This is a genomic window from Halomonas sp., assembly GCF_031581305.1.
In the GTDB taxonomy this organism is placed as follows: domain Bacteria; phylum Pseudomonadota; class Gammaproteobacteria; order Pseudomonadales; family Halomonadaceae; genus Halomonas.
This window is the reverse complement of the sequence record NZ_JAVLBC010000001.1, coordinates 1-22,823: the sequence shown is the minus strand read 5'-3', so window position 1 is coordinate 22,823 and position 22,823 is coordinate 1. Positions and strand designations below refer to the sequence as shown.

General features: G+C 64.6%; 22 protein-coding genes. 21 read left to right on the top strand and 1 reads right to left on the bottom strand.

Translation table 11 applies throughout. From position 1 onward, the window contains the following. Window positions 1–390 precede the first annotated feature (390 nt). From mnmG to RI841_RS00015, 20 genes are all read left to right on the top strand, one after another. On the top strand, window positions 391–2,295 hold the full coding sequence (mnmG, locus tag RI841_RS00110) for a tRNA uridine-5-carboxymethylaminomethyl(34) synthesis enzyme MnmG (RefSeq protein ID WP_310703479.1): 1,905 nt from the start codon (window positions 391–393) through the stop codon (window positions 2,293–2,295). Next, complete coding sequence (gene rsmG / locus RI841_RS00105) at window positions 2,292–2,948, top strand: 16S rRNA (guanine(527)-N(7))-methyltransferase RsmG (protein WP_310703478.1); 657 nt, start codon at window positions 2,292–2,294, stop codon at window positions 2,946–2,948. The genes mnmG and rsmG overlap by 4 nt, the downstream gene beginning before the upstream one ends. A 37-nt stretch (window positions 2,949–2,985) precedes the next feature. Then, window positions 2,986–3,756, top strand: a complete 771-nt coding sequence (locus RI841_RS00100; protein ID WP_310703477.1) for a ParA family protein — start codon at window positions 2,986–2,988, stop codon at window positions 3,754–3,756. Window positions 3,757–3,797: 41 nt separating this feature from the next. Further along, window positions 3,798–4,712, top strand: a complete 915-nt coding sequence (locus RI841_RS00095; protein WP_310703476.1) for a ParB/RepB/Spo0J family partition protein — start codon at window positions 3,798–3,800, stop codon at window positions 4,710–4,712. 170 nt (window positions 4,713–4,882) lie between these two features. Further along, on the top strand, window positions 4,883–5,266 hold the full coding sequence (locus tag RI841_RS00090) for an ATP synthase subunit I (RefSeq protein WP_310703475.1): 384 nt from the start codon (window positions 4,883–4,885) through the stop codon (window positions 5,264–5,266). A gap of 24 nt (window positions 5,267–5,290) precedes the next feature. Further along, on the top strand, window positions 5,291–6,115 hold the full coding sequence (gene atpB / locus RI841_RS00085) for a F0F1 ATP synthase subunit A (protein WP_310703474.1): 825 nt from the start codon (window positions 5,291–5,293) through the stop codon (window positions 6,113–6,115). Window positions 6,116–6,178: 63 nt separating this feature from the next. Further along, window positions 6,179–6,406 carry a F0F1 ATP synthase subunit C gene (gene atpE / locus RI841_RS00080; protein WP_023006402.1) on the top strand — a complete coding sequence of 76 codons (228 nt, stop codon included), beginning with the start codon at window positions 6,179–6,181 and terminating at the stop codon, window positions 6,404–6,406. 75 nt (window positions 6,407–6,481) lie between these two features. Beyond that, on the top strand, window positions 6,482–6,952 hold the full coding sequence (locus tag RI841_RS00075) for a F0F1 ATP synthase subunit B (RefSeq protein ID WP_106231173.1): 471 nt from the start codon (window positions 6,482–6,484) through the stop codon (window positions 6,950–6,952). An 11-nt stretch (window positions 6,953–6,963) separates the two neighbouring features. Next, window positions 6,964–7,500 carry a F0F1 ATP synthase subunit delta gene (locus tag RI841_RS00070; protein ID WP_133637155.1) on the top strand — a complete coding sequence of 179 codons (537 nt, stop codon included), beginning with the start codon at window positions 6,964–6,966 and terminating at the stop codon, window positions 7,498–7,500. A 16-nt stretch (window positions 7,501–7,516) separates the two neighbouring features. Then, on the top strand, window positions 7,517–9,061 hold the full coding sequence (atpA, locus tag RI841_RS00065) for a F0F1 ATP synthase subunit alpha (RefSeq protein ID WP_310703473.1): 1,545 nt from the start codon (window positions 7,517–7,519) through the stop codon (window positions 9,059–9,061). Window positions 9,062–9,132: 71 nt separating this feature from the next. Then, window positions 9,133–10,014: a F0F1 ATP synthase subunit gamma gene (atpG, locus tag RI841_RS00060; RefSeq protein WP_310703472.1), complete on the top strand. Its 882-nt coding sequence runs from the start codon at window positions 9,133–9,135 to the stop codon at window positions 10,012–10,014. Window positions 10,015–10,084: 70 nt separating this feature from the next. Further along, window positions 10,085–11,461: a F0F1 ATP synthase subunit beta gene (gene atpD / locus RI841_RS00055; protein WP_310703471.1), complete on the top strand. Its 1,377-nt coding sequence runs from the start codon at window positions 10,085–10,087 to the stop codon at window positions 11,459–11,461. 25 nt (window positions 11,462–11,486) lie between these two features. Then, window positions 11,487–11,915, top strand: a complete 429-nt coding sequence (locus RI841_RS00050; protein WP_310703470.1) for a F0F1 ATP synthase subunit epsilon — start codon at window positions 11,487–11,489, stop codon at window positions 11,913–11,915. Between the two features lie 131 nt (window positions 11,916–12,046). After that, window positions 12,047–13,423, top strand: coding sequence for a magnesium transporter (gene mgtE / locus RI841_RS00045; RefSeq protein WP_310703469.1), 1,377 nt, complete (start codon window positions 12,047–12,049; stop codon window positions 13,421–13,423). A gap of 87 nt (window positions 13,424–13,510) precedes the next feature. Beyond that, entirely contained in the window at window positions 13,511–14,320 is an 810-nt protein-coding gene (locus RI841_RS00040) for an undecaprenyl-diphosphate phosphatase (protein ID WP_310703468.1), read from the top strand. Further along, window positions 14,317–15,399 (top strand): FAD:protein FMN transferase, encoded by a 1,083-nt coding sequence (locus tag RI841_RS00035; RefSeq protein WP_310703467.1) that lies wholly within the window; start codon window positions 14,317–14,319, stop codon window positions 15,397–15,399. The genes RI841_RS00040 and RI841_RS00035 overlap by 4 nt, the downstream gene beginning before the upstream one ends. A gap of 48 nt (window positions 15,400–15,447) precedes the next feature. Continuing rightward, complete coding sequence (gene glmU, locus RI841_RS00030) at window positions 15,448–16,815, top strand: bifunctional UDP-N-acetylglucosamine diphosphorylase/glucosamine-1-phosphate N-acetyltransferase GlmU (protein WP_310703504.1); 1,368 nt, start codon at window positions 15,448–15,450, stop codon at window positions 16,813–16,815. 11 nt (window positions 16,816–16,826) lie between these two features. Further along, entirely contained in the window at window positions 16,827–18,662 is a 1,836-nt protein-coding gene (gene glmS / locus RI841_RS00025) for a glutamine--fructose-6-phosphate transaminase (isomerizing) (RefSeq protein WP_310703466.1), read from the top strand. Between the two features lie 41 nt (window positions 18,663–18,703). Beyond that, window positions 18,704–19,534 (top strand): DUF72 domain-containing protein, encoded by an 831-nt coding sequence (locus RI841_RS00020; protein ID WP_310703503.1) that lies wholly within the window; start codon window positions 18,704–18,706, stop codon window positions 19,532–19,534. Window positions 19,535–19,893: 359 nt separating this feature from the next. Next, window positions 19,894–21,234 (top strand): sodium-dependent transporter, encoded by a 1,341-nt coding sequence (locus RI841_RS00015; RefSeq protein ID WP_310703465.1) that lies wholly within the window; start codon window positions 19,894–19,896, stop codon window positions 21,232–21,234. Window positions 21,235–21,312: 78 nt separating this feature from the next. Here RI841_RS00015 and RI841_RS00010 read toward each other — a convergent pair whose 3' ends face one another. Continuing rightward, window positions 21,313–21,528, bottom strand: coding sequence for a PA3496 family putative envelope integrity protein (locus tag RI841_RS00010; RefSeq protein WP_310703464.1), 216 nt, complete (start codon window positions 21,526–21,528; stop codon window positions 21,313–21,315). A gap of 249 nt (window positions 21,529–21,777) precedes the next feature. Between RI841_RS00010 and hexR the strand changes: the two genes are divergently transcribed. After that, window positions 21,778–22,641 (top strand): transcriptional regulator HexR, encoded by an 864-nt coding sequence (gene hexR / locus RI841_RS00005; RefSeq protein ID WP_310703463.1) that lies wholly within the window; start codon window positions 21,778–21,780, stop codon window positions 22,639–22,641. Window positions 22,642–22,823: the final 182 nt, after the last annotated feature.

The window sequence follows — 22,823 nt, the reverse complement described above, 5'->3', positions numbered from 1 at the left end:
ACTGTTCATAGTCACGGTAACAAGCCAGGTAGCCATCGGTGGATAAGCGGTGAGCGAGACGCACTGTGGATAAGCAAGCTTTCCGTCCACAGGCTGCCGACACCTCGTCCGCAAGCAGTCACCCTCCTGTCCCGCCATGAATCAACACCATAAAGCATTGAAATACTTGAGAGGAATACGGTTGTCCACGGAAAATGTCCACACCAGTAGTAACTACAACAACAGAACTTCTCTTTTATATACTGTTTTATTGTCTATCAGGGCACAGACGCTGGCCACATGAACGAGGAGGTGTGGAAAACCCTGACGATTACCCACAGGAGGTTTATACTGCCCCGCTGATTACCACTCCTGACTGCAATATCGGCGCACTGCGCCAAGAGGTGACCCTTGGAGTATCCCGACCGGTTTGACGTCATCGTCATCGGCGGCGGCCATGCCGGAACCGAAGCCGCCCTGGCCTCGGCCCGCACGGGCTGCCGGACCCTGCTGCTGACCCACAACATCGAGACCCTCGGCCAGATGTCCTGCAATCCCGCCATCGGCGGGATCGGCAAGAGTCATCTGGTCAAGGAAATCGATGCCCTGGGCGGTGCCATGGGCCTGGCAACCGACCTGGGCGGCATCCAATTCCGCGTCCTCAATGCCCGCAAGGGACCCGCGGTGCGGGCCACCCGAGCCCAGGCCGACCGTGTTCGCTACAAGGCGGCGATTCGCAGCATGCTGGAGACTCAGGCCAACCTGACGCTCTTCCAGCAGGCGGCAGGTGACCTGATCGTCGAGAGTGATACCGTGCGCGGCGTGATCACCGAGACCGGCATCCGCTTCCTGGCCGAAACCGTGGTGCTGTGCACCGGAACCTTCCTCGGCGGGGTGATCCATATCGGCCTCGACACCAGCCGTGGCGGCCGTGCCGGTGACCCGCCCTCCAATGCCCTGGCCGAACGCCTGCGGGCGCTGCCGTTCAGGGTCGATCGCCTGAAGACAGGAACGCCCCCCCGGCTCGATGCCAAGAGCGTGAATTTCTCCCGTCTCGAGGAGCAGCCCGGCGACAACCCGACCCCGGTGATGTCCTACCTCGGCAACCGTGAGATGCATCCACGGCAGGTGAGCTGTCATATCGCACACACCAACGAGCGCACTCACGAGATCATCCTGGCCAACCTGGATCGTTCGCCGATGTACTCGGGGGTGATCGAAGGGGTCGGGCCACGCTACTGCCCGTCCATCGAGGACAAGGTGCATCGCTTTGCCGACAAGGCGAGCCATCAGGTATTCATCGAGCCGGAAGGGCTCGATACCCATGAGCTGTACCCCAATGGGATCTCCACCTCGCTGCCCTTCGACGTACAGTTACAGGTAGTGCGCTCCATGGCGGGGTTGGAGAACGCCCATATCACCCGGCCGGGCTATGCTATCGAGTACGACTTCTTCGATCCCCGGGACCTGCGCCACTCGCTGGAAACGAGGTTTATCCACAACCTCTACTTCGCCGGGCAGATCAATGGCACCACCGGCTACGAGGAAGCGGGTGCCCAGGGGCTGCTGGCCGGTCTCAATGCCGCACGGCGGGCCCGCGGGCTGGAGGCCTGGTCACCGCGTCGCGACGAGGCCTATCTCGGCGTGCTGGTCGATGACCTGATCACCCTCGGGACCAGGGAGCCCTACCGCATGTTCACCTCGCGGGCCGAATACCGCCTGCTGCTGCGCGAGGACAACGCCGACATGCGACTCACCGAGACCGGTCGCGAACTTGGACTCGTGGATGATGTCCGCTGGGCGGCCTTTGCGGCCAAGCGCGAGGCGGTAGAGCGCGAAAGCGCTCGACTCAGGACCTGCTGGGTGCAGCCGGGCACCTCCGCTGCCGCCCGGGTCGAGACCAGGACTGGGACGCCGCTGGCGCGTGAATATAGCCTGATGGACTTGCTGCGGCGCCCGGAGCTTGCCTATGACGACCTCGCCAATCTGCCGGGCATCGAGGGGCAAGCCGTCAAGGACGAGGCGGTGGCAGACCAGGTGCAGATCCAGGCCAAGTACCAGGGCTACATCGAGCGGCAGCAGAACGAGATCGACAAGCTCAAGCGCCACGAGGCCACGTCGCTGCCGGCCGATCTCGATTACCAGCGAGTCGAGGGACTGTCCCACGAGATCCGCCAGAAACTCGAGGAGGTACGTCCCGAGACCCTGGCCCAGGCAGGACGCATCTCCGGCGTGACCCCAGCGGCGGTCTCGATCCTGCTGATCCACCTCAAGAAGCGGCGGCTGCTCGATGACAGCCGGGTGGCCAGCACATGACGTCGGGCGAGCAGGTCGTCGAGGCGCGCCTCGATGGCGGGCTGGAAGCACTGGGCATCGCCGTGGATGACGAGCAGCGTCGTCGGCTGCTCGCGCTGGTGGGACTGTTGCACAAGTGGAACCGCGCCTATAACCTCACCGCGGTACGCACGCCGGAGGCGATGGTGACTCGCCACCTCCTGGACAGTGCCGCGGTGCTGCCCTTCGTCCGCGGCCCGGAGCTTCTCGATGTGGGCTCGGGGCCGGGTCTGCCGGGCTTGGTGCTGGCGATCCTCGAGCCGAGTCTCTCGGTCACGCTGCTCGACAGCAATGGCAAGAAAGTACGCTTCCAGCGCCAGGCTGTGATGGAGCTGGGCCTTGGCAACGTCACGCCGGTACAGGCCAGGGTCGAAGCCTTCCATCCCGTCACCGAAGGCTATGCTCAGGTGATCTCGCGGGCCTTCTCGAGCCTCAGCGATTTCATCGTGCTGACTGCGAGCCTGGTGGCGCCCGGAGGCGAATGGCTGGCCATGAAGGGTCCCGCCGTGGATGATGAACTGGCTGGACTGCCCGAGGACATTGCCGTGGCGGCACGCCACGACCTCGCGGTGCCCTATCAGAACGGCAGCCGACAGCTCGTGGTCCTTCGGCACCGGGATGTGACCCAGGCCTGAACCAGAGTCGTCTGTTTCCCCAGCAAGGGAGTTGCCCGTGACCAAGATCATAGCCTTGACCAACCAGAAGGGCGGCGTGGGCAAGACCACCACCGCCGTCAATCTTGCAGCCAGCCTGGCGGCCCTGGATCGCCGCGTGCTGTTGGTCGATCTGGACCCCCAGGGCCATGCCACCATGGGCAGCGGTGCCGACAAGCATGATCTGGATGGCAGCGTGCTCGACGTGGTGCTGGGCGGGAAACGGCCCACCGAGGTGATCCTCGACTGCCCGCAGGCGGGCTATGCACTGCTGCCCGGCAACGGCGATCTGACCGCCGCCGAGGTGGAGCTTCTTGACCGTCATGAAGGACGCGAGCGCTGCCTGGTCAAGGCCCTGGAGGAGGTGGACGGCGAGTATGACGTGGTGCTGGTCGACTGCCCCCCGTCGCTGAACATGCTCACCGTCAATGCCCTGACCGCCGCCGATGGCGTGCTGATCCCGCTGCAGTGCGAGTTCTATGCCCTGGAGGGGCTGTCGGCGTTGCTCGACACCGTGGAGCAGATCAAGGACAGCGTGAACCCCCAGATCGAGATCTTCGGGATCCTGCGGACCATGTTCGATGCCCGCAACAGCCTCACACGCGATGTCAGCAAGCAGCTGCGCGACTACTTCGGCGATGCGCTGCTCAAGACCACCATTCCGCGCAACGTGCGGGTTGCCGAGGCCCCTAGCCATGGGCTGCCGGTGACCAAGTACGCCCGCTTCTCGCGCGGCAGCCAGGCCCACCGGGTGCTGGCCAAGGAACTGATCCGGCGCCTGTCGCTGTAGGCCGGTCGCCGAATACCGCTGGTAGTGATGAGGGAATGTCGATGACGCGTAAACGCGCCCTGGGACGTGGCCTGGATGCCCTGATCGGTGCCAATGCCCGCCGTCGTGAAAGTCTTGATCTGCCCGAGCTCGATACGAGCGAGGCCACGCCGGTCGCCGTACCCTCGGAGAGCCCCGCTGAGGAGCGCCTCGAGCGGCTGCCGCTGGGGCAGCTCTCCCGCGGCAAGTATCAACCACGCCGTGACATCCAACCCGAGGCCCTTGAGGAGCTGGCCGATTCCATTCGCGCCCAGGGCGTGATGCAGCCCATCGTGGTGCGTCCCGTCGGCGAGGCGCGCTACGAGATCATCGCCGGCGAGCGTCGCTGGCGCGCCGCCCAGCTCGCCGAGCTCGACGTGATCCCCGCGGTGATCCGCGAGGTCAGCGACGAAGTCGCGCTGGCGCTAGCGCTGATCGAGAACATCCAGCGCGAGGACCTCAACCCCGTCGAGGAGTCGATGGCCCTCAAGCGGCTACTCGAGGAGTTCGCCCTGACCCAGCAGCAGGTAGCCGATGCCGTGGGTCGTTCCCGTGCCCAGGTGTCCAACCTGCTGCGGTTGCTGACGTTGGATCCCGAGGTGCAGACCCTGCTCGAGCGTGGTGACCTGGACATGGGCCACGCTCGGGCGCTGTTGGCACTTTCCGGGGCCAAGCAGCGCAAGGCCGCCCATGAGGTGGTCAACAAGGACCTCACGGTTCGTGACACCGAGACGCTGGTCAAGCGCCTGGCCAATGGGGAGCCCGCCAAGCCACGGCGCGAAACGCCGTCCGCTGACGTGGCCGGCCTCGAGACGCGGCTCGCCGAGGTGCTCGGAGCGCCGGTGAAGATCCAGCACGGTCGCGGGGGCAAGGGACGAGTAACGATCCGCTACGCCAGCCTAGACGAACTCGATGGCATCCTGGAGCATATCCGGTGAGGCGCTCGGTCTTGGCCTGCTGTCGACAATCTGTCCCCCTTTGGTCGAAGAAGGATCTTATATCGCCGGATTCGTTGCCACCCTGGTTGAAGGGCCGGGGGGGGTTCCTTATAATCCGCCGTTGTTTGCCTGTGGGTTGGGGCCGATGCGTGTGGGATGGCAAGTAACACATGGTTAGCCATCCGGCGGCGAGACGGCGACCCAACTATCGCCGACTGCTGCAGGCTCAGGGAGGTGTTCTCGTCGTCATGACGCTCCTCGGCCTGGCGGCAGGCGGGCAGAAGACAGCCGTCTCGGCAGTGACTGGCGGACTTGTCTGTCTTCTTCCCAATCTCTATTTCGTCTGGCGACTCGGTGTCCTGGGGGGTGGCCGGCAGGCAAGGCGCTTCGTGTCCAGCTTCTATCGGGCCGAAGCGGGCAAGCTCGGTTTGACGGTGGCTCTGTTCGCCCTGGTGTTCGCATCAGTGCCTCCCTCAAACCTGGCTTTTTTCTTTGGCGCATACGTGGCGGTCCACTTCATGCACTGGCTGGCTCCCTGGCTGCTGCGTAAATGACCGACCCCAACGAGAGGCAGATCCATGGCTGGCAATACCCCCTCGCCGACCGAGTATATTCAGCACCACCTGCAAAATCTGACCTTCGGCTATCACCCCGAGAACGGCTGGTCGATGGCGCACTCCGCCGCCGAGGCGCAGGAGATGGGGTTCTGGGCCCTGCACCTGGATACCATGGGCTGGTCCATCGCCATGGGGGTGCTGTTCATCTGGCTGTTCCGCAAGGCTGGCAAGGTGGCGACCACCGGGGTGCCGGGCACCCTGCAGAACATTGTCGAGATGGTCTTCGAGTTCGTCGAGAACACCGTTCACGGCGCTTTCCATGGTCGTAACCCGCTCATTGCCCCGCTGGCGCTGACGCTGTTCGTCTGGATTTTCCTGATGAACCTGCTCAAGTTGATCCCGGTGGACTATGTGCCCGAAATTTTCCTTCGCCTCGGCGTCGATTACATGAAGATGGTGCCCACTACCGATCCCAATGCCACCCTGGGGATGGCCCTGGGCGTCTTCCTGCTGATCATCTACTACAGTCTCAAGGTCAAGGGTGTGGGTGGCTTCGCCAAGGAGCTTTCGCTGACGCCCTTCAACCACTGGTCGCTGATCCCGTTCAACCTGATCATGGAGGTGATCGGTCTGCTGGTGAAGCCGCTCAGTCTCGGCCTGCGTCTCTTCGGCAACATGTTTGCCGGCGAGGTGATCTTCATCCTCATCGCCCTGTTGCCCTTCTGGGCAATCTGGCTGCTGGATGTGCCCTGGGCAATCTTCCACATTCTGGTCATCACCCTCCAGGCCTTCATCTTCACCGTGCTGTCCGTCGTCTACCTGAGCCAGGCGCACGAACATCACTGAAACGCGCAACACTTGATCAACCCTCAACCTTGAACCTCAACTCGAGAAACTAGGAGCACCACCATGGAACTCGTCTACATTGCTGCTTCCCTCATGATCGGTCTGGGCGCCCTCGGCACCGGCATTGGCTTTGCCATCCTCGGCGGCAAGCTGCTGGAGTCTACCGCGCGCCAGCCGGAACTGGGTGACCAGCTGCAGACCAAGACCTTCCTGATGGCCGGCCTGCTGGACGCCGTGCCGATGATCGGTGTGGGTATCGCGATGTACCTGATCTTCGTCGTCGCCGGTTAACGAGCTGCATACCGGGCGCCCTGCGCTCGGTTTGCCTGTTTCCGGTCGCCACGAACCAGTCAGAGGTACATCCCTGTGAATATCAACATGACGCTTATCGGGCAGACGATCGCCTTCGCGATCTTTGTCTGGTTCTGCATAAAGTTTGTGTGGCCGCCGATCAGCAACGCGCTCCATGAACGGCAGCGCAAGATCGCCGATGGCCTCGATGCGGCCAGCCGGGCTTCACGCGACCTCGAGCTTGCCCAGGAGAAGGCGGACGCCACCCTGCGCGAGAGCAAGGAGCAGGCTTCCCAGATCCTCGAGCAGGCCAACAAGCGCTCCTCGCAGATGATCGAGGAGGCTCGCGAGCAGGCCCGAGCCGAAGGTGAGCGCATCGTGGCATCCGCGCGAGCCGAGATCGACCAGGAAGTCCAGCGTGCCAAGGACGAGCTGCGCGCCCAGGTATCGCACCTGGCGGTCTCCGGGGCCGAGCGGGTTCTTGAAGCCTCCGTCGACGAGAAGGCACATCGCAAGCTGCTCGACAAGCTTGCCGCCGAACTGTGAGGAGGTGACCCATGGCGGAACTGTCTACCGTCGCACGACCCTATGCCAAGGCAGCGTTCGACTATGCCCGTGATCAGCAGGTACTGGATGCCTGGTCAGGCTGGCTGGTCACGCTGGGTCGCGTCGTCGCCGTGCGTGATGTCGAGAAGCTTCTGACCCATCCGGGCCTGGCTGCCGAGCGCAAGGTGGCCCTGCTCCTGGAGCTGGCGGACATCGACATCGACGAGGCGGCGCGTCGCTTCCTCGACACCCTGGGCGAGAAGGGTCGACTGCCGGCCCTCACGGCCATCGCCGAACAGTTCGAGCGGCTGCGCGCCGAGCTCGAGAAGCGCGTCGATGTCACCGTGGTCTCGGCCTACCCGCTCGACGACAAGCAGCAGAACAAGCTCGCCGGTGCGCTCAAGAAGCGCCTGAATCGCGAAATCTCCATTACCACTCAGGTGGACTCCGCGCTTCTCGGTGGTGTCATCCTGCGTGCCGGCGACACCGTCATTGACGGGTCGGTACGCGGTCGACTGACGCGCCTCTCCGAAGCCCTTACCGCCTGAGTCTGAGGGACATGGCATGCAGCAACTGAATCCTTCCGAGATCAGCGACATCATCAAGCAGCGTATCGAGAAGCTGGATGTCGCATCCGAAGCCCGCAATCAGGGCACCATCGTCAGCGTCTCCGACGGCATCGTGAAAGTCCACGGTCTCGAGGACGCGATGTTCGGTGAAATGATCGAGTTCCCCGGCAGCATCTTCGGCATGGTGCTCAACCTCGAGCGCGACTCCGTAGGCGCCGTGGTGCTGGGCGACTACCTGCAGCTCGAAGAGGGCATGACCGCCCAATGCACCGGCCGTATCCTCGAGGTGCCGGTGGGCCCCGAGCTGGTCGGCCGTGTGGTCGATGCCCTCGGCAACCCCATCGATGGCAAGGGCGACATCAACGCCAAGATGACCGATGCGGTGGAGAAGGTCGCCCCCGGCGTCATTACCCGCCAGTCGGTCGACCAGCCGGTGCAGACTGGCCTCAAGTCCATCGATGCCATGGTGCCGATCGGCCGCGGTCAGCGTGAGCTGATCATCGGTGACCGACAGATCGGCAAGTCGGCCATCGCCATCGATGCCATCATCAACCAGAAAGGCAAGGGCATCACCTGCGTCTATGTGGCCATCGGCCAGAAGCAGTCGACCATTGCCAACGTGGTGCGCAAGCTCGAGGAGCACGGTGCGATGGAGCATACCATCGTGGTTGCTGCCGGCGCTGCCGACCCCGCCCCGATGCAGTTCCTCGCGGCCTATTCCGGCTGCACCATGGGCGAGTACTTCCGCGACCGTGGTGAAGACGCGCTGATCGTCTACGATGACCTCTCCAAGCAGGCTGTGGCCTATCGCCAGGTCTCCCTGCTGCTGCGCCGTCCGCCGGGCCGTGAGGCCTTCCCGGGTGACGTCTTCTACCTACACTCTCGCCTGCTCGAGCGTGCCGCGCGTGTAAACGCCGACTACGTCGAGAAGATCACCAATGGCGAGGTGACGGGCAAGACCGGCTCGTTGACGGCCCTGCCGATCATCGAGACCCAGGGCGGTGACGTCTCGGCCTTTGTGCCGACTAACGTGATCTCCATCACCGACGGTCAGATCTTCCTCGAGACCGACCTGTTCAACTCGGGCGTCCGTCCGGCGATCAACGCCGGTCTCTCTGTCTCCCGTGTCGGTGGTTCGGCTCAGACCAAGATCATCAAGAAGCTCGGCGGCAGCGTGCGCCTGGCTCTGGCCCAGTATCGCGAGTTGGCGGCCTTCGCTCAGTTCGCTTCAGACCTGGACGAGGCCACCCGCAAGCAGCTGGAGCATGGTCAGCGCGTCACCGAGCTGATGAAGCAGAACCAGTACTCGCCGATGTCCGTGGCCGAGATGGCCCTCTCCCTGTATGCCGCCAATGAAGGCTACCTGGAGGAGGTCGAGGTCAACAAGGTGCTGGACTTCGAGCGTGCCCTGCGCGACTTCATGAAGGCCGAATACGCCGAGCTGCTCGACAAGATCAACCAGACCGGCGACTACAGCAACGAGATCCAGGAAGGGTTGAAAGAGGGTCTCGACAAGTTCAAGGCCACTCAGAGCTGGTAATCCCGTTGGCCTGTCCCGCAGGCGGGATGGGCCCTGGAGCTTTCTGAGTGCCACGAACGGAGTAGATCGCTATGGCAGCTGCAAAAGAGATACGCACCCAAATCGGGAGCATCAAGAACACGCAGAAGATCACCAGCGCCATGGAAATGGTCGCGGCGTCGAAGATGCGCAAGGCTCAGGACCTGATGAAGGCCAGCCAGCCCTACGCGCGTCAGATCCGCAACGTGGTCTCGCATGTCGCTGATGCCAACCCGGAGTACCGCCACCCCTGGATGGTCGAGCGCGATGCCAAGCGGGTCGGCTACATCGTGGTGTCTACCGACCGTGGCCTGTGTGGCGGTCTGAACGTGAACCTGTTCAAGGCCGTGGTCACGGATGCCAAGGCTTGGCGCGACCAGGGAGCGGAGCTCGACTTCAGTGCCCTGGGCAGCAAGGCCGGCAGCTTCTTCAAGAGCTATGGGGGCAACCTCGTCGCGGCGAAGAGCGGCCTGGGCGAGTCGCCTGAGGTCGAGGACCTGATCGGTAGCGTGAAGGTGATGCTGGATGCCTATGACGAGGGCCAGCTGGACCGCCTGTACGTGGTGTACAACGAGTTCATCAACACCATGACCCAAAAGCCGGTGGTCCGTCAGCTGTTGCCGCTGTCGCCCGACATGGGGGCGGAGTCGCCCGACGAAGAAGACAAGCGTCCCGGTAGCTGGGACTACCTGTATGAGCCGGATGCCAAGGCGCTACTGGATAGCCTGCTGGTGCGTTTCATCGAATCGCAGGTCTATCAGGCGGTGGTCGAGAACGGGGCCTGCGAGCAGGCCGCGCGGATGATTGCCATGAAGAGTGCCACCGACAACGCCGGCAACCTGATCGACGACCTGGAAATGGTCTACAACAAGGCCCGTCAGGCGGCCATTACCCAGGAAATCTCCGAGATCGTCGGTGGTGCCGCCGCCGTATAGCGCCAGGGGAGGCCGGCCATGGCCCTCCCGGCATGCAGGTTTCATTTTCAGGTATTTGAGAGGAACCAAGATGAGCGGACGTATCGTACAAATCATCGGCGCGGTGATTGACGTAGAGTTTCCGCGGGACAACGTTCCCAAGGTCTACGACGCGCTGAAGGTCTCGGAGGTCGAGACCATTCTCGAGACCCAGCAACAGCTGGGCGACGGCGTGGTGCGTACCATCGCCATGGGCTCCACCGAGGGGCTCAAGCGTGGCATGGACGTCACCAACACCGGTGCAGCCATCTCCGTGCCGGTGGGCAAGGAGACGCTGGGCCGCATCATGAACGTGCTCGGCGAACCCATCGACGAGGCGGGGGAGATCGGCGAGCAGGAGCGCATGCCGATTCACCGCAAGGCACCGGGCTACGCCGACCAGGCGGCCTCCAATGAGCTGCTCGAGACCGGGATCAAGGTCATCGATCTGGTCTGCCCGTTCGCCAAGGGCGGCAAGGTTGGCCTGTTCGGTGGCGCCGGTGTGGGCAAGACCGTCAACATGATGGAGCTGATCCGCAACATCGCCACCGAGCACAGCGGCTACTCGGTCTTTGCGGGTGTCGGCGAGCGTACTCGTGAGGGTAACGACTTCTATCACGAGATGACCGAGTCCAACGTCATCGACAAGGTGTCGCTGGTCTATGGTCAGATGAACGAGCCGCCCGGCAACCGCCTGCGGGTGGCCCTTACCGGCCTGACCATCGCCGAGAAGTTCCGCGATGAAGGCCGGGACGTGTTGTTGTTCGTCGACAATATTTACCGCTATACCCTGGCCGGTACCGAGGTCTCCGCCCTGCTGGGCCGGATGCCCTCCGCGGTGGGCTACCAGCCGACCCTGGCCGAGGAGATGGGTGTGCTCCAGGAGCGCATCACTTCTACCAAGACTGGCTCGATCACCTCCGTGCAGGCCGTCTATGTGCCTGCGGACGATTTGACCGACCCGTCGCCGGCAACCACCTTCTCCCACCTGGATGCCACCGTGGTACTGGCGCGTTCGATCGCCGAGCTGGGTATCTATCCGGCCATCGATCCGTTGGACTCCACCTCGCGTCAGCTCGACCCGCTGGTCGTCGGCGATGAGCACTACAATACCGCCCGCGGCGTGCAGAACGTGCTGCAGCGCTACAAGGAGCTCAAGGACATCATTGCGATCCTGGGCATGGACGAGTTGTCCGACGAGGACAAGCTGGCCGTGTACCGGGCGCGCAAGATCCAGCGCTTCCTGTCTCAGCCGTTCTTCGTCGCCGAGGTGTTCACTGGAGCGCCCGGCAAATACGTGTCTCTCAAGGACACTATCCGCGGCTTCCAGGGCATCCTCGACGGCGAGTACGACGAGCTGCCGGAGCAGGCCTTCTACATGGTCGGCACTATCGACGAGGCCGTCGAGAAAGCCAACCAGATGAAGTAATCCCGTCTACCTGGGAGACGTCGTCATGACGAAAAGCTTCAAGTGCGAGATCGTCAGTGCCGAGGAGGGGATCTTCTCCGGCCAGATCGAGCGGATCATCGCCACCGGGCGCATGGGTGAGCTGGGGATCCTTCCCGGCCATGCTCCGCTGTTGACCGAGCTCAAGCCGGGTCCGGTGCGCGTGCTTCATGATGGCGGTCAGGAGGAGAACTACTATGTCTCGGGAGGCTTCCTGGAAGTCCAGCCGGACGTGGTAACCATCCTGGCCGACGCGGCCACCCGCGCCCATGACCTTGATGAGGCGGCGGCTGAAGAGGCACGTCAGCAGGCGCTGAAGAACCTGAACGACAAGTCCGCCGAGCTGGACTACACTCGTGCATCGGCCGAACTGGCCGAGGCCGTGGCCCAGCTGCGCACGATACAGCAACTACGCAAGAAGGCCGGCAAGGGCTGATCCAGCCTCTTGCCGTCGACCGCGCCCCCCGAACCCAGCGTCCGGGGGGCGTTGTCGTCTCTGGCAGGCGTCTGACCCTTCCCACGCTTCTGGCCTCCGGCTGACGACACGGCGTTCACAGGAGGATAGCCATGTCCCTCGATGACACCCTTAAGCCGCATCGTACGGCGCTGTTGACCGCCCTGGAGGAAGAGGACACCGAGCGGCTCGGCGTCCTGCTGCGTGAGCTGCGTTCAGCGGACATCGGCGAGATCGTCGAGGACGCCCTGGGCGAGGAAGAAGAGGGCCGGCCGCTGGCCTTGTCCCTTCTCGACAGTCTGCCCCTCGAGCGGCGTGCCAATGTGCTGGGCTACCTGCCCGGCGAGGAGCAGCGTGCGGTCGCCGAGGTGATGGAGGACAAGGCGCTGCTGTTGCTGCTCGAGGAGATGGGCTCCGACGAGCGGACCGACCTGTTCAAGGTGCTGGACGAGGATCGGCGCGAGGCCCTGCTGCGGCGCATGGCTCACCGGGAGCGCGAGGAGCTCAAGCAGCTGGCCAGCTACGAAGAGGGCACCGCCGGGGCGATCATGACCTCGGACTATGTGGCTATCCCGACGGGGATGACCGTCTCCCGTGCCCTGATGCGGGTGCGCCAGACAGCCCCGGATGCCGAGACGGTCTACCAGCTCTATATCATCGACCCCGAGGGGCGCCTGGCCGGCACCCTGTCGCTGCGCCAGCTCATGGTGGCGCGCCCCGGTGCGCTGATCGACGACCTGATGATCAAGGACGTGATCAGCGCCAGCGTGGACGTGGCCCAGGAGGAGGTGGCAAGGACCGTCGCCCGCTACGACCTGCTGGCTCTGCCGGTGGTCGACGCCGGCCGGCGGCTGGTGGGTATCGTCACGCATGACGATGCCATGGACGTGGTGGAGTCCGAGGCCACCGAGGATATCCACAAGGGGATGTCCATCGGCGCCCTGGAGGATGGGGTCAGCCGTGTGCCGCTGTGGAGCCTCTATCGAAAGCGGGTCACTTGGCTGGTGCTGCTGGTGTTCGGCAACCTCTTCTCCGGGGCCGGCATCGCCTACTTCGAGGAGATTATCGCCGCCCAGGTGGCGCTGGTCTTCTTCCTGCCGCTGCTGATCGGCAGCGGCGGCAACGCCGGCGCCCAGGCCGCCACCCTGATGGTGCGCGGCATGGCCACCGGTGACGTGGGTGTCAAGGACTGGGGCAAGCTGCTGGGACGCGAGCTGCTGGTGGCCGGCTCTCTGGGGCTGACCATGGCGCTGGCCGTGGCGCCCATCGGGGTGATCCGCGGCGGTGAGGCGGTGGCGATGGTGGTGGCGGTGAGCATGATCTGTATCGTGCTGTTCGGCAGCCTGTTGGGCATGTGCCTACCCTTCGTGCTCGACCGCTTGGGCTGGGACCCGGCCACTGCATCGGCGCCGCTGGTGACCACCGTGATCGATGCCTCGGGGGTGGTGATCTACTTCGGCTTCGCTACGGCCATGCTGTCGGGGGTCTGATCCAGCGACGGCGGACAGCCGGGCCGCAGATGTGTATCCTCTGCTTCCGCCGAGGTGCCGGCGCCTTCCACCCACACGGACCGTTACATGGACTGGCTACAGATCTTCGTCCTTTCGATCGTTCAGGGATTGACCGAGTTCCTGCCGATTTCCAGCTCCGCCCACCTGATCCTGGTGCCGGTCTTCACCGACTGGAACGACCAGGGCCTGGCCTTCGACGTCGCCCTGCACATCGGCAGCCTGAGCGCGGTGGTGCTTTACTTCCGCCATGAGCTGACCGGCATGACCGCCAGCTGGTGTCGCAGCGTGGCGGGGCGCGGCACCGATGAGGAGGCGCGACTCGCCTGGTGGGTGATCCTCGCCACTATCCCGGTGGGGCTTGCGGGGCTGGCCTTTCAGGACACCATCAAGGTCGTCATGCGCTCTCCGCTGGTCATCGCCGGTGGCCTGATCGGCTTCGGCCTGCTGCTCGCCTATGCCGACTGGCGACGCCGCGGCTCGCGAAACGAGTACCACCTGAGCGGGAAAGATGCCCTCTGGATCGGCCTGGCCCAGGCCCTGGCGCTGATTCCGGGCACCTCCCGTTCCGGCATCACCATGACTGCAGGGCTGCTGCTGGGCCTGAACCGGGAGGGCGCGGCACGTTTCTCCTTCCTGCTGTCGATCCCGGTGATCGTACTGGCCGGTAGCCTGGAGATCGTTGGACTCGCCGGTGCCCCCGGACCGGTGGACTGGGGCGCCCTGATCATGGGGGCCCTGCTCTCGGGCATCAGTGCCTATCTCTGCATCCACTTCTTCCTGGTCTTCATCAAGCGCATCGGCATGCAGCCCTTCGTGGTCTACCGTCTGGTGCTGGGTGTGGCCCTGATCTGGCTATTCGGAGGTTCCCCCTCATGAGCGTGTGGCGTCCCCAGTGGTTGCTCCTGTTGATCCTCATCATGGCGGGCTGCTCCGAACGCGACCGGCCGCTGGAGTCGCCGGTGACCCTGGAGGGAGAGACCTTCGGCACCTTCTACCAGGTGAGCATTGCCGATTCCCTGACGCGCCGGGAGGCCGACGAGCTCGAGTCGGGTATCCTCGCCGAGCTCGAGGCGGTGGACGCGGCCATGTCCACCTGGCGCGAGGATTCCGAGCTCATGGCCTTCAACGAGGCGCCGTTGGGCAAGTGGCAACCGCTCTCCGACGAGCTGATCGAGGTGCTGGCCATCGGCCAGTCGGTGGCCGAGGCCAGTGGCGGTGCCTTCGACATGACCATCGGCGGGTTGGTCAATCTGTGGAGCTTCGGCCCCGAGGCGCGCCCCCGGGAGGTGCCGGACGACGCCACCCTGGCTGCACGACTGGCCGAGATCGGCCCCGACAGCCTGGAAGTCGACGCCCGGGCGGGCAAGGCGCGCCGTTTGCGCGATGTCTTCGTCGATCTCTCCGCCGTGGCCAAGGGCCACGCCACTGACCGGGTGGCGGCTTACCTGACTCAGCAGGAGCTCGACCATTACCTGGTCAATCTGGGCGGCGAGCTCAAGGTGGCCGGCCATCGTGACGGAGAGTCCGCGCCCTGGCGCATCGGCGTCGAGATCCCCCGGGATGGTCCCCAGGCCGCCCGGCATGTGTTGCCGCTGGAGGACATCGCGGTGGCCACCTCCGGTGACTACCGCAACTACTTCGAACACGACGGCCAGCGCTACTCCCACACCCTCGACCCGCGCAACGGCCGACCCATCGACCACCGCCTGGCCTCGGTGACCGTTATCCACCCTTCCGACGCCTGGGCCGACGCCTGGGCCACCGCGCTGCTGGTGCTCGGCGAGCAGGCGGGCATGGCACTGGCTCGGGAGCAGTCGCTTGCGGTGCTGATGTTGGTGCGGCAGGGCGAGGGCTGGATGAGCCTCGCCAGCCCGGCCTTCGTGGACCACTTCGGCCGTGAGGCCGTCGATGCGCTTGGCGTGACCGTTGTCGATGGCGTGGAGGCAGATGCGTGACGCCTCCTAGAATAGGTGGGATCAGATGAAACAGGACAAGGAGTCATGATGACGCTCGACGTGGTGATACTGGCAGCGGGGCAGGGAACCCGCATGTGCTCGACCCGGCCCAAGGTGCTGCACCGCCTGGCCGGCAAGCCGATGGTACGACACGTGATCGATACCGCCCGGGGGCTCGAGGCCGAGCGTACCCATGTGGTGGTCGGTCACGGAGCCGAGCAGGTCCGTGAGGCGCTGGCCGACTGCGAGCTTCGCTTCGCCCTGCAGGCCGAGCAGAAGGGCACCGGCCATGCCGTGGCCCAGACCCTGAAAGCGCTCGGCGAGGGCAGGGTGCTGGTGCTCTATGGCGACGTGCCGCTGACCCACCGCGAGACCCTGGTCGAGCTGCTGGCCCACGTCGACGAACAGCACCTGGGTCTGCTCACCGTGACCCTGGTAGACCCCACGGGCTACGGTCGCATTCTGCGCAATGCGGCCGGTGAGGTGGTGGCCATCGTCGAGCACAAGGATGCCTCCGAGACCGAGCGGGCCGTGCGCGAGTGCAACACCGGCATCATGGCCATGACCGCCGCTCAGCTGCGGCGCTGGCTGCCGCGGCTTTCCGCCGACAATGCTCAGGGCGAGTATTACCTGACCGACATCATCGCCATGGCCGCTGCCGAGGGCGTGAATATCGCCACCGTCCAGCCGTCGCGCCCCCTTGAAGTCGAGGGCGTCAACAATCGTGCCCAGATGGCTCGCCTGGAGCGTGCTCTCCAGCATGACATCGCCGAACGGCTGATGGAGCAGGGAGTGGCGCTCGCCGACCCGGGGCGCCTCGATGTGCGTGGACGCCTGACCTGCGGCCATGACGTGGAGATCGATGTGGGCTGCGTCTTCGAAGGCGAGGTGGCGCTGGGCGAGGGAGTTCGCATCGGTCCCCACTGCGTGATTCGCGACAGCCATGTTGGCGCCGAGAGCGTGATCGAATCCCATAGCGTTCTCGATGGGGCGGTCGTGGCAGGCCATAACCGCATCGGTCCCTTCGCCCGTCTGCGACCTGGCTCGCGGCTGGCGGTAGGGGCCAAGGTGGGCAACTTCGTCGAAACCAAGAACGTCGAGGTAGGAGAGGGAAGCAAGATCAACCATCTGAGCTATGTGGGTGACGCCCGCCTGGGGCATGACGTCAACGTCGGCGCCGGGACCATTACCTGCAACTATGACGGCGTCAACAAGCACCGTACCGAGATCGGCGACGACGCCTTTATCGGTTCCAACACGGCCCTGGTGGCGCCGGTCAGCGTCGGCAAGGGCGCCACCATTGGCGCCGGCTCGACCATCAGCAAGGATGTCGCCGACAATGCCCTGGCCGTTTCCCGGGGCCGCCAGATCAGCAAGGCCGACTGGCCGCGGCCGACCAAGCGCCAGGAACCCTGAGGAGAGTTCGTATGTGTGGAATCGTCGGTGCCGTTGCCGAGCGCAATGTACAAGGCATCCTGCTGGAGGGGCTGAAGCGCCTGGAGTATCGCGGCTATGACTCCGCCGGGATGGCGGTGCTCGCTCCGGAGGGTCGCCTGCAGCGGCGTCGTGCCCTGGGCAAGGTGGCAGCCCTGGAGGAGTGCCTGGTCGCCGAGCCCCTGCCGGGGCGCAGCGGGATCGCCCATACCCGCTGGGCGACCCACGGCCGTCCCAGCAAGGTGAATGCCCATCCACACCAGTCCAGCGAGCGCCTGGCGGTGGTGCACAACGGCATCATAGAGAACCATGAGGCCCTGCGGCGCGAGCTCGAAGCCGAGGGCTACGCCTTCACCTCCGAGACCGATACCGAGGTGATCGCCCACCTGCTGGAGCGGGAGAGCCGCCAGGCCGGCGACCTGCTCACTGCCGTGCGGCGGGTGCTGGCCCGGCTGGACGGTGCCTATGCGCTGGGGGTGATCCACGCCGAGGAGCCTGACGTCGTCATCGGGGCCCGCAAGGGCAGCCCCCTGGTGGTGGGAGTGGGTATCGACGAGGCCTTCCTGGCCTCCGATCCCCTGGCCCTGCTGCAGGTCACCGACCGCTTCATCTATCTGCAGGAGGGGGACGCGGTCCGCCTCTCGGCCGGCGGTCGCATCGAGGTATTCGATGTCCAGGGCACTGCGGTCGAGCGCGAGGTCCAGACCTTCGAGCATGGCGACGGGGCGGCCAGCAAGGGTGACTATCGCCACTTCATGCTCAAGGAGATTCATGAACAGCCGGCGGTGATCGCCGCCGCCCTGGAGGGGCGCCTAGGCGAGCGATCGGCGCTGGTGGAGAGCTTCGGCCCCGAGGCCGAGGCTCTCTTTCGGCAGGCCAGACAGATCCATATCGTCGCCTGCGGCACCAGCTATCATGCGGGCATGGTGGCCCGCTACTGGCTGGAGCGCTATGCGGGGGTGCCGGTGCAGGTGGAGGTCGCCTCGGAGTATCGCTATCGCCAGGTGGTGGTCCCCGAGAGGACCCTCTTCGTGACCCTCTCCCAGTCCGGCGAGACCGCCGATACCCTGGCGGCGCTGCGCTTCGCCCGGGAGCGCGGCTATCTGGCCAGCCTGGCGATCTGCAACGTGCCGGGTAGCTCGCTGGTGCGCGAGTCAGACCTGACCCTGATGACCCAGGCCGGTCCCGAGATCGGCGTGGCCTCCACCAAGGCCTTCACCACCCAACTCACCGCTCTGATGCTGCTGACGCTGGCACTGGGCCGGGTGAAGGGGCTCGACGAGCACGTCCAGGCTGACCTGGTGGCGGCGCTGCGCGGCCTGCCCGGGCTGGTGGCACGAGTGCTCGAGCTGGACCCGGCTATTGAGCGTCTTTCAATGGCCTTCGCCGAGAAGCACCACGCGCTCTTCCTGGGGCGGGGCGCCCACTTCCCCATCGCCCTTGAGGGCGCGCTCAAGCTCAAGGAGATCTCCTACATCCACGCCGAAGCCTACCCAGCGGGAGAGCTCAAGCATGGCCCCCTGGCGCTGGTCGACAGCGAGATGCCGGTCATCTCCGTGGCGCCCAACGACGAGCTCCTCGACAAGCTCAAGTCCAATCTCCAGGAGGTGAGGGCCCGTGGTGGCGAGCTTTTCGTCTTCGCCGACGAGCAGGTGGGGCTGAACGAGGAGGAGCACGTGCACGTGCTGCGCCTGCCCCATGTGCACGAGGCACTGGCGCCGATCCTCTATACCCTGCCGCTGCAACTGCTCAGCTACCACGTGGCGGTGCTCAAGGGCACCGACGTGGATCAGCCGCGCAACCTGGCCAAGTCCGTCACCGTGGAGTGAGTACGCGCAATGCCCCCCCGCGCCTGAACCTGGGCCTGCCCATGTGGGCCAATCCCGATTGGCGGGGCGGGCTCTATCCGCCCCATGGCGGCAGCGAGGGCTGGCTCGGCGACTACGCGCGGGTGTTCTCCGCCGTGGAGGGCAACACCACCTTCTACAGCGGCGCACCACGGGACGAGACGGTGGCGGCCTGGGCCCGCCAGGCGCCGCCGAACTTTCGCTTCTGCTTCAAACTGCCGGCGAGCCTGACCCATGAGCGGCGTCTTACTGCTATCGAGGCTGATCTCGATGCCTTCTTCGAGGCGCTCTCTCCGCTGCACGACCGGCTTGGCCCGATGATGGTCCAACTGCCACGGGATTTAGGTCCCGATGAGCTGCCCCGGCTAGACCACCTGCTGGCACGCTGGCCGGTAGGGATTCCCTGCGCGGTTGAAGTGCGTCACAGGGAATTTTTCCACAAGGGGAGGGCCGAGAAGGCCTTCAACCGAATGTTGATAACTTACGGTGCGAACCGCGTGATGCTCGACGTGCGCCCGCTCTTCGCCACCTCGTCCGGCGCCCATCCGGGACTCCAGCACGCCCAGCTCGAAAAGCCGAGAGTCCCATTACACGTGCTTTCCACGGGAGATGTCCCCCTGGTGCGCTTTATTGGCCACTTGGACAGCCACCTGAACGATCGCTGCTTCAGCCCCTGGATTGAGCGTCTCATCCTGTGGATAAATCAGGGGAAAACCCCTTACCTGATGGTGCATACCCCGGATAACCGCGGCGCGCCGGAACTCGCGCGTCGCCTGTATTCCCGGCTTTGCGAACACTGTTCACTTCCTCCCCTCGGAGCCTTCGCCAGCGAACACCAGGCGACACTCTTCTAGGGGGACGTGATCCGCCATTCTACGCCCAAAGTTGGGGGCGAGAACCTCTCTACCGTGGCTGGCCATCGAGCGTTTGATCGGATAGTTTTACCGCCCGGTGTGCCAATACCCATGGATATTGACTGGATCCTGCACATAACCCGCGTGGATCTTGTGAGTATTGGGCACCCGGGTATCTCTCGTTCCTTGCCGCACCGGCTCGGGATGTGCGAGATGCGACACGGCAGCGATCCTGCCTGGATCCTGTCATGCTCTGGATGGCGTCGTGTGAACCATGGCGCCCTGGACGTGGCAATGACAAGCACAAGCCGTCATCGTGCCGGACCGGCCGTTGGCGACACGTACACTCAGGATGAAACATGTCGAAACTCTCCCACGCACAGTGGTCATCGAAGATGGCCTTCATCCTGGCAGCCACCGGTTCGGCGGTGGGGCTGGGTAATATCTGGCGTTTTTCCTACATGGTGGGTGACAGCGGGGGTGCGGCCTTCGTGCTCATCTACCTGGCCTGTGTGGCCCTGGTGGGCCTGCCGATCCTGGTGGCCGAATGGTTGATCGGTCGTCGTGGCCAGGAGAATCCGATCAATTCCATGGTCGACTTGGCCCGCAGGAATGGCCGACTGCCCGCCTGGGCGCTGGTCGGGGCCAGCGGGGTACTGGCCGCCTTTTTGATCCTCTCCTTCTATAGCGTGATCGGTGGCTGGTCGCTCTCTTACACTCTCGGATCAGTGACCGGTGCCTTCAGCGGCCAGGATGCCGATGGCGTCGGCGAGATCTTCACCGCCCTGCTGGGCAATCCGGTGGCCCTGACCCTCTGGCATACTGCCTTCATGGCACTGGTGATCTTCATCGTCGCGCGTGGCGTTACCAAGGGTCTGGAGGGCGCCGTGCGCACTCTGATGCCGGCCCTCGTGGTGCTGATGCTGGTGCTGGTGGGCTACGGCATGACGACTGGCCATTTCGGCGAGGCGTTGGCCTTCATGTTCAGCCCTGACTGGGGTGCGGTCACCGGCGAGGTGGTGCTGGCCGCCATGGGCCAGGCCTTCTTCACCCTGTCGCTGGGCATGGGCATCATGATGGCCTACGGTTCCTACCTGGGCGAGGACGTCAACCTGATCGGTACTGCCCGGACGGTGATCATCCTGGATACCACCATCGCCCTGCTGGCGGGTCTGGCGATCTTCCCCATCGTCTTCGCCAATGGCCTGAGCCCGGGTGAGGGGCCCGGTCTGATCTTCGTCACCCTGCCGCTGGCCTTCGGTAACATGAACGGTGGCATGATCCTTGGCCTGATGTTCTTCCTGCTGCTGACCTTCGCGGCCCTGACCTCGGCGATCTCGCTGCTGGAGCCGGTAGTGGAACTGATGGAGGAGCGCACGCCGCTCTCGCGTGTCTCGGCCACACTCGTCGGCGGCGTGGCCGTCTGGGCGCTGGGCATCGCGGCACTGATGTCGTTCAACGTCTGGGACAGCTTCCTGATCCTGGGTCTGAACGTCTTCGACCTGCTGGATACCTTCACCAGCAAGTTCCTGCTGCCGTTGACCGGTCTGGGGGCCATCCTGTTCGTGGCCTGGCAGCTGGATCGCGACAGCGTGACCACCGAGCTGAACCTCTCCGGTGGGCAGGCGACGCTGTGGCACCTGGTGTCACGCTTCGTGGCCCCGATCGGCGTGGTCGTGGTCTTCGTCTCGAGCCTCTGAGCCGAGGTTGCCGGACCATCCGGTGCCATGACGTCTCGACGAGCCCCGCCCAGGCGGGGCTCGTTGCGTGATGCGGCGTCAATGCATCTCGTCTTCCATCAGCTCCTCGTCGGGAAGCGGAGCGATATCCCGGGTCAGCCGCTTGAATTCGTTGTGCAGTTCGATGCCGCGTCGAGCGCGCAGGTTGCGCTGGGCGGCGGTGCGTGAACGCTGCTCGTGCTCGACGACTTCCATGCTCATGAAGATGTCGAGAAGCTCACTCTTGAGGGAGGATAACCGTTCGACATTGCGCATGATCGACTCTCCTAGAAAGGTTCGCGACACTGCACTTTCTACTATAACCCACTTGACAGAATGATGACGGCGCATGTCTCAAGCGCACAACGCTGTGCCAACGCTCGCCGGATGACATGGTGCCCGGCCACGCGCTGTTGCCGAAGTGCGCATCGGTCGTTGGCTTGGGGCATACTATGAACATGAGTTCGACAATCTTTTCGCCGCCTCGCCCTCGTCGTGGGACGGCCAGCCAGCAAGGAGTCCCGCGTGAGCCGCGCCCTGTTCGATGAGATGAGACGTCGCATGGAGCACTTCCGCCGCTCCGAGCAGAAGGTGGCGCGTTTCGTGTTGCGCCAGCCCGAGGAAGTGATCCATATGCGCATCGTCGACCTGGCCACCGAGGCCAAGGTCAGCGAACCCACCGTGGTGCGTTTCTGCCGCGCCCTGGGATGCAACGGCTTCCAGGATTTCAAGCTCAAGCTGGCGCAGATGCTGGCCTCGGGCAGCCAGTTCGCCCAGTTCTCGATGAACGACAGCGACTCGGTGGCGGAATTCTCCCAGAGCATCTTCGACTCCACCGTGGGCACCCTGCTCTCGGTGCGCGACCGACTCGACAACGAGGCCCTCAGCCAGGCCATCAACGCCCTGGCCATGGCCAACCGGGTGGAGTTCTACGGCTTCGGCGCCTCCGGCGCGGTGGCCTTCGATGCCCAGCACAAGTTCTTTCGCCTGCAGATCTCCACCGCGGCCTATGCCGACCCGCACATGCAGAACATGTCGGCGGTGACCCTGAAGGAGGGCGACGTGGTGGTGGCGATCTCCCAGACCGGCCGCACCCGGGCGCTGGTGGCCAGTGTGCGCCTGGCCCGAGAGGCCGGCGCCACGGTGATCGGCCTCTGCCCCAGCGGCTCGCCGCTGGCCGAGGAGGTCACCCTGCCGCTCTATATCGACGTCCATGAGGATACCGAGATCTATACCCCGATGAGCTCGCGCATCGCCCATCTGGTGCTGGTCGATGTGCTGGCGGTAGGCGTGGCCAAGACCCGTGGCCCGAAACTCGCCGAGCAGCTCCGCGAAGTGAAGAAGAGCCTCAACCCGCTGCGCTTCCCGGAGCAGGAGGGCAAGCCCTAGGCCTTCGGCCAGCGTCAAGCTTCAAGGAATAAGCTGCAAGGAACCCGAGGGGCTTCGTTCAGCGACAAGTGTCCACGGATAACCTACAAGAAACCCCCTTGCAGGTTGCCGAGAGGGGCGCACACTTCCTTGCCCCTTGCCCCTTGCCCCTTGCCCCTTGCCCCTTGCCCCTTGCCCCTTGC